This is a genomic window from Ruegeria sp. BHSC026 (assembly GCF_059613065.1).
On the sequence record NZ_JBXWRV010000035.1, the window covers coordinates 1 to 3513 of the forward strand.

At 47.1% G+C, this 3513-nt stretch carries 5 protein-coding genes; 2 read left to right on the plus strand and 3 right to left on the minus strand.

The window, feature by feature from the left end:
• On the minus strand, nucleotides 1-284 hold a 284-nt coding region (locus AC2FME_RS18290; protein WP_496801202.1), incomplete at its 3' end, for a hypothetical protein.
• Nucleotides 285-456: 172 nt separating this feature from the next.
• On the opposite strand from AC2FME_RS18290, the gene AC2FME_RS18295 reads away from it, so the two are divergent.
• A complete protein-coding gene (locus tag AC2FME_RS18295) occupies nucleotides 457-1251 on the plus strand; it encodes a heparin lyase I family protein (protein ID WP_496801203.1) in 795 nt (264 codons plus the stop codon).
• 55 nt (nucleotides 1252-1306) lie between these two features.
• Here the strand turns inward: AC2FME_RS18295 and AC2FME_RS18300 are convergent, their stop codons facing one another.
• Together AC2FME_RS18300 and AC2FME_RS18305 are read right to left on the minus strand one after the other, a co-directional pair.
• Nucleotides 1307-1762 (minus strand): hypothetical protein, encoded by a 456-nt coding sequence (locus AC2FME_RS18300; RefSeq protein WP_496801204.1) that lies wholly within the window; start codon nucleotides 1760-1762, stop codon nucleotides 1307-1309.
• Between the two features lie 5 nt (nucleotides 1763-1767).
• Complete coding sequence (locus AC2FME_RS18305) at nucleotides 1768-2868, minus strand: ImmA/IrrE family metallo-endopeptidase (protein WP_496801205.1); 1101 nt, start codon at nucleotides 2866-2868, stop codon at nucleotides 1768-1770.
• A gap of 20 nt (nucleotides 2869-2888) precedes the next feature.
• On the opposite strand from AC2FME_RS18305, the gene AC2FME_RS18310 reads away from it, so the two are divergent.
• The gene (locus AC2FME_RS18310; protein ID WP_496801206.1) at nucleotides 2889-3413 is read left to right on the plus strand and encodes a hypothetical protein; all 525 of its coding nucleotides are present in this window, start codon (nucleotides 2889-2891) and stop codon (nucleotides 3411-3413) included.
• The last annotated feature ends 100 nt before the right edge of the window (nucleotides 3414-3513 follow it).

Here is a 3513-nt window from a genome sequence, read left to right on the forward strand (position 1 = left end):
TCTTTCGACACGACATACGACGATCGTTGTCGCCCCTGCGCGTGTTGTAAGTACCCTGCTGCTACTAGTTCTCGCAATGCTCGAAAAAAGGCGCTACGCGACACACCATTCAGCAATTCATGTTGCCGCAGTTCTTCCGTCTCAACCGTTTTTGAAGTCTCGCTCAGGAGCGTTGCAGCGTACACAATATTTCTCTGAACGGCACTTAAATCATCAATCCCTAAGTCCTGCTCCATGCCAAGTAGCAGTTGCTTCAGACGTGCTAATTTTTCAATCCCTGCCATGCTTAAGCCCAAAGCTGCAAACTAGTTGTCTTACAACATAGGGCTTGACTGGTACGCGCAACAAGTCCCAATTTGGCACTTATAGATGAAGTGTGAGCTACTCGTGCTTCGCGTGAATGAGAAAAGTTAGAGGATTGAGGTAGTGAAAATTTCTGTTTTGCAAATAGTTTTGATGGCAGCAATTGCCTTGGTGACGTTCAGTGATCCATCTAGCGCGGGAAGCCTGAGATTTGATCAGGATGCTTCTAATTTACCAAATTCCTACAAGCGGCTGCGTAAAGTAGACGGTATCAAAGCAAAGCGTGTCCATTCATTTTCGATCTATGGCGGTGATTGCGTAACATCAGCCTACGGCGATGGAACAGGTAAGGGTGACTGTTCCTATGGTTCTGTCCGTTCAATGCTTAGGGAAGCAAAGAGCGACGGCACTTGGATTTTCGCTCAACCTTCAGAGGCTTGGTATGGGTGGGATATGCTTGTTCCAGCGAGCTTTCCTACACAAGGGTCACAGACCAAGGGAAGTTACATTTTCACTCAGTGGAAGGGCGGTGCGTGCCCTCATGCTTCAATCAACCACTCCACACGCAAGAGCGAAGGAAATACTATCTATTTGCGTCTCCAAGCGCCGCGCAACGCTGCAAATCACGATTGCAGGGACATTGCCCGCATTCCGTTGATGAACATGCGTGACTTCAAAAACCAATGGCGAAACTTTCAAGTCTACGCCAAATGGTCCCATAAGGCAGACGGACAAATCATCGTCTACATAGATGGTCAGCAAGTCGCGAATTACAGAGGACCAACTCTTAACGTTGCTCCAAATGCTCCGCACAAAAAGGCAAAAATGAACCACTTTGATATAGGCGTCTATTTGTGCTGCACGGCAGGGGTTAAGCACGTCCGCCCAGGTACGATCTACTTCGCGAATGTGAAACGAGCAACTAGCCAGAAGAAGCTCAAGAAGTAAGCGCCTAAGCTAAAAATGCCTAAGTCGCGCTTATTTAACTTGAGAACTCGCTGGGCTATGGGGAAAGACTAGAAAACTCTGATAGTGACATCACGCTGACGCCGTTCAGTTTGCACTTTTGTTTGATCTTGTTGCTATCATTCAGGGGCTTGCCGCTAGTTACGAAGCAAAGCCCTTCAGTCGCGCAAATTGCGAGCGCTTCAAAACACTCAGGAGATGGTGATCTGCCAAATATGCTGGCGCCATATTTGTTCATGAGACTCGCACGGATAGTCTCGTGTTTGTTAAGTGTTTTTATGTACTTCTTTGAGCTAACGGAAGCTTGAAAATCTGCGTACGCATCTTCGTCAAGGTTCTTTAAGTCGTCGCTTGCTGCTCGCATAACCCTAAGTTCGCCCGTTTCCAAGGACGAGATTACGGACGAACGAATAGCGTTGTCGCTTGAATTGAAAGCCGCTCTAAGCCCGTACGTATCCATCAGGTACTTGGCATCAACTGTCTTCGCTGGCATCTATACTAGATCCCCAGCAAAGGTTTTTGATACTTGGGTTTAAGGCCTATTATTCTGTAGACGTCTACGTCGTCCAGCCAGCCTTCGCGTTTAGCTGAAGCTATGCGGGTTATTAGCGCACTGCCATAAAGTGTTCGTTTGCTCGCTAATGTGTTGTCTTCGCCAGAACCCGTTTGTGGAGGATCAGCTGTATCAGCTGGTGGTACGACGCCAGAGAACTGTTTTCTCCAAGCACCGTATTGCTCTGGTGAAAAAAAACCCAGTTCGACTAGCCTTAGTACAGTGCACTGCTGGCTCACCCCCAAGTTGTTTGCAAGTAGCCGAATCTGATCCCAATTGCTTCTTGGATCGTAGCCAAAACGTCTAATCGCATTTTTTACCAGTTGATCTGGAGCAAGTAGAAAAGCCGCAAACTGGTTGCAGAACGTTTCTACTCTATTCTTAAGCACGGATGGATTGGACGCGCCTGATGCGCGAAGCAGTACATGTGCAAACTCATGTGCAAGCGTAAACAGCTTTCTAGCCTTGCTCGACTTAGTTGAGTTGATCACAATTGTATGTGGGCCACCGTCTACTTTTGTATAGATGCCTGCTACTTCATCTGAGCCAAAGGATCTGTGGAGTACGAATATTCCGTGACTTTCAATGAAGGATCGAAGGCTTGAGTAGACTTTGTGCGCGCTGCGCCATTCGAGTTGCTCTTGGTCCGAAATCCCCCACCTTTTCCGCCAATCAGCCGCAAGAGACTTGGCTTTTGATTTCGTTAGGGGACCAGAATAACTTTCGATGCTTCTGTCGAATTCTGTAGATGTGGGCAGCTCAGCCAAGGCCAGAGACACACTCTCCACATAACCAATCGCGGAAATTGTGCCAGAGTCAAATAGCCCTGGTCGAGGCGTTTTCTTACGAAAATCTGGGACTTCTGACAGCGTAAGCTTGTGTTCTGAGAACAGAGCAGGCACAGGAACAGCTAACGCTTTTGCAACAGCGGCAACCTCGTTTTCGTCAAGAACGTCTTCACCGCTTGCAGCGTCTTCCAACGTTTGCAAATTGATGCCAGTACGCTCAGCCAAATCTATAGGTTGCATCTGGCGATTAGCCAGCAACTGATTTAGGGCTATTGATGATGTCATACTTCAAAAACGTATTTTGTCATATGTGTTCAGCCTTAGGTAGTGATGTTACCGTATCAGCACTTTCCAGTGTAATGGAAGTGGGCGTTGGTCTATTTTTGGCATTGACGGTGGTGCAAGTTGTTGGCTCGTCAGGTGTAGCGACGCTGAGACGCAAGGCCGCGAACTTGCGTGAAACGGTCAATGCCAACAAGTTAAGTGGTCAGAGACATAGTGTTGGTCAAGTAGATGCGGCATTGCTGAAGCTAGAAATCGAATTGGGTAGTTTGAGCAAGTCTCTGTTTGTGGTCGCCCTCATCTTCTTGCTTGTGTCGCTTTTGGGTTTAGTGGTCGCTGCGATCACACCAGATTATTTGCTTAGTTGCGCGAAGTTACTCTTTTTAGTCTTTTGGTACGTCGTGCTTCCCGTTTTACTGTTCTGGTTTTCGACATTTGTGTTCAATCGAAAGTGCGTAGACGTGAAGAACAAGATAGAAGAGTGTGAGAGCGATGTAATTGATGCTCTTCTAAGGCAGTGATTTTATATTTAAATTTTTTTAGGTGAGTTCAATTGCATTTCGAAGCTTGCTCTCGTTGTAGTCAATGTAGCGTTGCGTTGTGCTTATGTCCTTATGCCGT

What these genes read in the sequence shown, in the direction of transcription:
- AC2FME_RS18300 (WP_496801204.1), bottom strand. Translation starts at nt 1,762, where the DNA reads ATGCCAGCGAAGACAGTTGATGCCAAGTACCTGATGGATACGTACGGG.
- AC2FME_RS18295 (WP_496801203.1), top strand. Translation starts at nt 457, where the DNA reads ATGGCAGCAATTGCCTTGGTGACGTTCAGTGATCCATCTAGCGCGGGA.
- AC2FME_RS18310 (WP_496801206.1), top strand. Translation starts at nt 2,889, where the DNA reads ATGTCATACTTCAAAAACGTATTTTGTCATATGTGTTCAGCCTTAGGT.